General features: G+C 72.8%; 4 protein-coding genes. All 4 read left to right on the top strand.

Annotated elements, in window-relative coordinates:
• Nucleotides 1-2,654: SpoIIE family protein phosphatase (locus L0P92_RS42045; RefSeq protein ID WP_234768410.1), on the top strand; the 2,654-nt coding region annotated here is incomplete at its 5' end.
• 83 nt (nucleotides 2,655-2,737) lie between these two features.
• Nucleotides 2,738-3,589: a PP2C family protein-serine/threonine phosphatase gene (locus L0P92_RS42040; RefSeq protein WP_234768409.1), complete on the top strand. Its 852-nt coding sequence runs from the start codon at nucleotides 2,738-2,740 to the stop codon at nucleotides 3,587-3,589.
• Complete coding sequence (locus L0P92_RS42035) at nucleotides 3,586-4,587, top strand: MASE1 domain-containing protein (protein ID WP_234768408.1); 1,002 nt, start codon at nucleotides 3,586-3,588, stop codon at nucleotides 4,585-4,587. The genes L0P92_RS42040 and L0P92_RS42035 overlap by 4 nt, the downstream gene beginning before the upstream one ends.
• 8 nt (nucleotides 4,588-4,595) lie before the next feature.
• Entirely contained in the window at nucleotides 4,596-4,820 is a 225-nt protein-coding gene (locus tag L0P92_RS42030) for a DUF8825 domain-containing protein (protein WP_234768407.1), read from the top strand.
• Nucleotides 4,821-5,020 lie beyond the last annotated feature (200 nt).

Raw genomic sequence — 5,020 nt, 5'->3', positions numbered from 1 at the left:
CCCTCACCCCGGAGACCCCCGCCTGGCCCGGCACCGGCCTCGCCGCCCTCCCCATGTACCGGGGCCGGCGCAGCACCGGCGCGCTCAGTGTGCTGATGGGCGACCAGGGCGAACCGGGCCCCGAGCACTGGGAGTTCCTGCGTGCCGTCGTCGCCTGGACCGAGGAGCGCATGGTCCAGGCACCACCGACGGCCGGTCCCTCCCGGCCCGTGCAGCCGGAGCAGAACGGAGAGCGGCTGCGGCAGGCCCTGAAGGAGGTCAGCGTCGGCTCCTGGGACTGGAACATCCAGACCGGCGAACTGCTCTGGGACGAGGCCGCGCTGGAGCTGTACGGCACCCGGCCGGAGGAGTACACCGCCCTGGTCGAGAACTGGATGAGGTGCGTCCACCCCGACGACCTGGCGCCGACGCTGGCCCTGGTGGACCGGGCGATCCTGGAGCACGGCGTGTTCGAGGCCGAGTACCGGGTGCGCAAGCTGGACGGCAGCTGGGGCTGGACGCAGGCCCGCGGCAGGGCGACGTACGACGACAACGGCGAGCCGCAGCGGATGATAGGCGTCGGCTGGGACAGCAACGAGCCGCGGTCCGCCCGTGACGCGCTCGGCCGGGCCCTGCGGCACATGAGCGACGGCTTCCTCGCGATGGACGACGACTGGCGGATCACCTTCGCCAACCTGGAGGCCGAACGCACCCTGGGCTTCTCCGAGGAGGAGCTGATCGGCCGGCTGCTGTGGGACCTGCCGGCCGCCGAGCAGGTGCCCGGCCTGGAGATCCGCTGCCGGCAGGCCGCCGCGGCGGAGAAGTCGGTCAGCTTCGACGTACGGCTGCCGAGCGGCCGCCTGTGCCACCTCCGGTTCGTCCCGGGCCCCGACGGCCGCACCATCTACTTCACCGACGTCACCGAGAAGCGGCGACTGGAGGAGGAGCGCCGGTCCGCCGAGCGCGCCGCCACCGAACGGGCCGCGCGGATAGCGGAGTTGACGGCCGCGCTGGCCAAGGCGACGACCTCGAAGGACGTGGTGGACGCGGTCGCCCGCCGGGTGCTGCCGCCGTTCGAGGCGACCGGCCTGGTGGTGCAGGCCGTGGAGGGCGACCGGCTGCACACCGTCGGATCCGTCGGCTACCCGCGGGACATCCTCGCCTTTCTCGACGGCCGTGAACGTACGGAACCCAGCCCGATGTGGGACGCGCTCCGGGCCGGCACGCCGCTGTTCATGTCCTCCCAGCGGGAGTTCGCCACCCGCTACCCCGAGCTCGCCGACCTGCCCGCCCGCGCCGGCAAGCAGGCCTGGGCGCTGCTCCCGCTGACCGCCTCCGGGCACACCTTCGGCGTCTGCGCGGTCACCTTCGACCACCCGCGCCGCCTCACCGACGAGGAGCGCACCCTGCTGACCGCGACCAGCGCCCTGGTCGCCCAGGCCCTGGAGCGGGCCCGTCTCTTCGACGCCGAGCACACCCGGTCCCGCGAACTCCAGCGCAGCCTGCTCCCCCGCGACCTGCCCGCCCTGCCCGCCTGCACGGCCGCCGCCCGCTACCTTCCGGCCGGCCAGGGCATGGACGTGGGCGGCGACTGGTACGACATCATCCCGCTGTCCGGCGGCCAGGTCGCCCTGGTCGTCGGCGACGTCATGGGCCACGGTCTGCCCGAGGCCGCGACGATGGGCCGGCTGCGCACCGCCGTCCACACCCTCGCCGACCTCGAACTGCCGCCCGACGAGATCATGAGCCATCTCAACGACATCGTCGGCGGCATGGGCGAGGAGTCGTACGTGACCTGTCTGTACGCGCTCTACGACTCCACGACCCGCGTCTGCTCCATATCCGGGGCGGGCCACCCGCCACCGGCCCTGCTGCATCCCGACGGCACCGTGGTGTTCCCGCCGCTGTCGGCCGACCCGCCGCTCGGCGCGGCCGAGCCGCCCTTCGAGACGACGGAGATCCCGGTCCCCGAGGACAGCGTGCTGGTGCTGTACACCGACGGCCTGGTGGAGTCGTCCAAGCGCGAGATGGACGAGGGCATGGCGGCACTCGCCGACGTCCTGCGCACCGCGCACGCGGACGGCACGGCGAGGGACCTGGAACACCTCTGTGAGCGGGTCACCTCCGCCCTGCTGCCCGCCGACCACCAGGCGGCCGACGACGCCGCCTTCCTGCTGGCCCGGCTGCACGCGCTGCCGGCCTCCCGCATGGCCTCCTGGCCGCTGCCCAAGGACCCCAAGGCGGCCGGCCAGGCCCGCAGCCTGATCCGCAAGCAGCTCGCGGCCTGGGGCCTCGAGGACCTCACCCCCACCACCGAACTCCTCGCAAGCGAACTCGTCGGCAACGTCATCCGGCACGCCAAGGGCCCCCTGCGCCTGCGCCTCCTGCACGACGCCAACCTGATCTGCGAGGTCTTCGACGGCAGCCTGACCATGCCGCGGATACGCCGCGCGACGGAGACCGACGAGGGCGGCCGCGGGCTCCAGCTGGTCACCGCGCTGTCGCAGCGGTGGGGCACGCGGTACACGCCGACCGGCAAGTGCATCTGGACGGAGCAGGCCGTACAGCCGACGGCGCCGGACCCGCTGGAGCGGATGTTCCTGGGCGTGGCGGGCCCGGGCGAGGACTTCGACGGTGACCTGGACGCGCTGGCGTGGGGCGACGAGGAGTTCTGAGGAGGGGAGACCCTCCCGTCACGGGAGTACCGTGAGAACGCCGCATATGGCGCGGCGCTCCGCAAGAACCGGAGTGTGATGCCATGGCCCACCGCCGCACCGATTCGGCCGGTGCCACCAGGGAGCTGCTCCAGAAGCTCGGGGATCTCACCGGCCGGATACTGGACCAGATCAAGTTCCAGCAGGCCCGCGTCGAACTCGCCGCCGCACTCCAGCGCCAGGTCCTCGCCGCGGAGCTTCCGGTGCTGCCGGATCTGCGGGCGGCGGGGCGGTACACACCGGCACGGGTCGGGCTGGACATCGGGGGCGACTGGTACGACGGCTTCGTGATGGCGGACGGTTCGGTGGGGTTCGCGATCGGGGACGTCCAGGGCCATGACGTCGAGGCGGCGGCGCTCATGGGGCAGGTACGCACCTGTCTGCGCGCCGTCGCGACCGCCACCACGGACCCGGCGGAGGTGCTCGGCCGTACGAACGACCTGCTCGTCTCGATGGCCACCGAACTCTTCGTGACCTGCTCGTTCCTGCGTTTCGACCCGGCCACCGGAGAACTCCGCGACGCCCGTGCCGGACATGTCCCGGCCGTGTGGGCCACGACCGACGGCCGCTGCGAGATCGTCCTGGACGACGGCGGCCTGCCGCTGGGCATCCACGCCGGCGAGCACTACCCGTCGTCCCGCCGGCTGCTGACCGGGGCGGGCGCGTTCGTGCTGCTCACCGACGGTGTCGTGGAAGGACCCGAGTACCCGATCGAGGACGGCATGAAGAGGGTGGCCGAGCTGGTCGCCGACGCCTGCTGCACCGACCCGGACGCACTGGCGGCCGAGGTGATCAAGGTCGCGGACCTCACCGGCCACAACGACGACGCCGCGGTCCTGGTCCTGCGCTACGGAAGGCTCGGGGAACGGCCGGGAAACGGCGGCGACCCGGGATGACCGCGCCCGCCCGCGACGCGTGGCTGCGGCAGTACGGCACCGAGGCCCTGAAGCTGGCCGCCGTGACCGCCGCCTACTACGGCAGCGCCGAGCTCGGCCTGGAACAGCAACTCGTACGCGGCCAGGTCACGCCGTTCTGGCCACCCACCGGCATCGCCCTCGTCGCCCTGATGCTGTGGGGCCTTCGGATGTGGCCGGCCATCGCGCTCGGGGCGTTCGTGGTGAACGTGACGCTCGGGCCGTCGATCCTCCCCGTCCTCGCCATCGCGGCGAGCAACACGATCGCCCCGGTCTGCGCCTGCCTCCTCCTGCGGCGCGTCGGGTTCCGCACCACGCTGGACCGCCTCCAGGACGCGCTCGCCCTGGTCTTCCTCGGCGCCCTGGCCGGGATGCTGCTCAGCGCGACGATCGGCACCGGCGTCCTGGTGGCCTCCGAAGCGCTGGCGGCCCGGGACTTCTGGCCGACCTGGTCGGTGTGGTGGACCGGCGACGCCATGGGGGTCCTGTTCATCACCCCGCTCCTGCTGGCCGCCCGCACCGCCCGGCTGCCCCGCGGCTCGCCCGGATGGCGCTGGGCCGAGGCGGCGCTCCTGCTCGGCGGCACGGCGGCGGTCGCCGTGGTGGCCACCCGCACCTCGCTCAACCTCCTCTTCCTCGTCGTCCCCTTCCTGATCTGGGCGGCCTTCCGCTTCCGGCTCATCGGCGCCGCGCCCTGCGCCCTGATCGCCTCCGTCGTCGCGATCTACGCCGGCGCCGTCGGCTCGGGCCCCTTCGCCGGCCACGACCTCCTCGCCAAGATGGTCGTCCTCCAGGCCTTCAACGGCACCGTGGCCCTGACGGCCCTCCTCCTCTCAGCGATCGTCGCCGAGCGCAACCAGACCCTGCGGGCACTCCAGGAGGCCTGCGACGACCTCACGGAAGCCCTGTCCCGACTGGTCCCGGACCAGGTGGTCGGGACACGGCGTCGCGATGGCGCAGAAAATCGAACACATGATTGAATCCAGCCATGCGACCGCGACCGTTCCCCGACGACCTGGTCCAGGCACAGCAGGAGTGGAGCCACACCTACCACCAGCTCGCCCAGCGGCCCGGCCGAACCGAGCTGCGCCGCCGCCTGCACCAGCTCTCGACCGCGGTCCTCTTCCACCCCTACTGGCAGGAGCGCGACAGAACACCGGCGGCATGGTGGGAACTCCGGAGCCTGGGCCGTGGGGAAAGGAGCTGGAGGTGAGGATCTCCACCGCGCGCGGCAACGGTACGGGCGATGGCCGCGCTACCGCCTGACGCCCGGCGCCTGCGCGCGATCCTGGCCTACCTCGAGGCCCGGATCGCCGAGAACGAGACCGTCGGCATCTACCTGCGCCTCCAGAGCGACGCCGTACGCACGGCACTGGCCGGCGCGGAAGAGGCCCCCCGAAGGCCGCCCGCCCC

The sequence above is a fragment of the Streptomyces muensis genome (assembly GCF_021474425.1).
Taxonomy (GTDB): Bacteria; Actinomycetota; Actinomycetes; order Streptomycetales; family Streptomycetaceae; genus Streptomyces; species Streptomyces muensis.
Note: the sequence above shows the minus strand (reverse complement) of the source record. Positions and strands in the feature narration are given on the sequence as shown.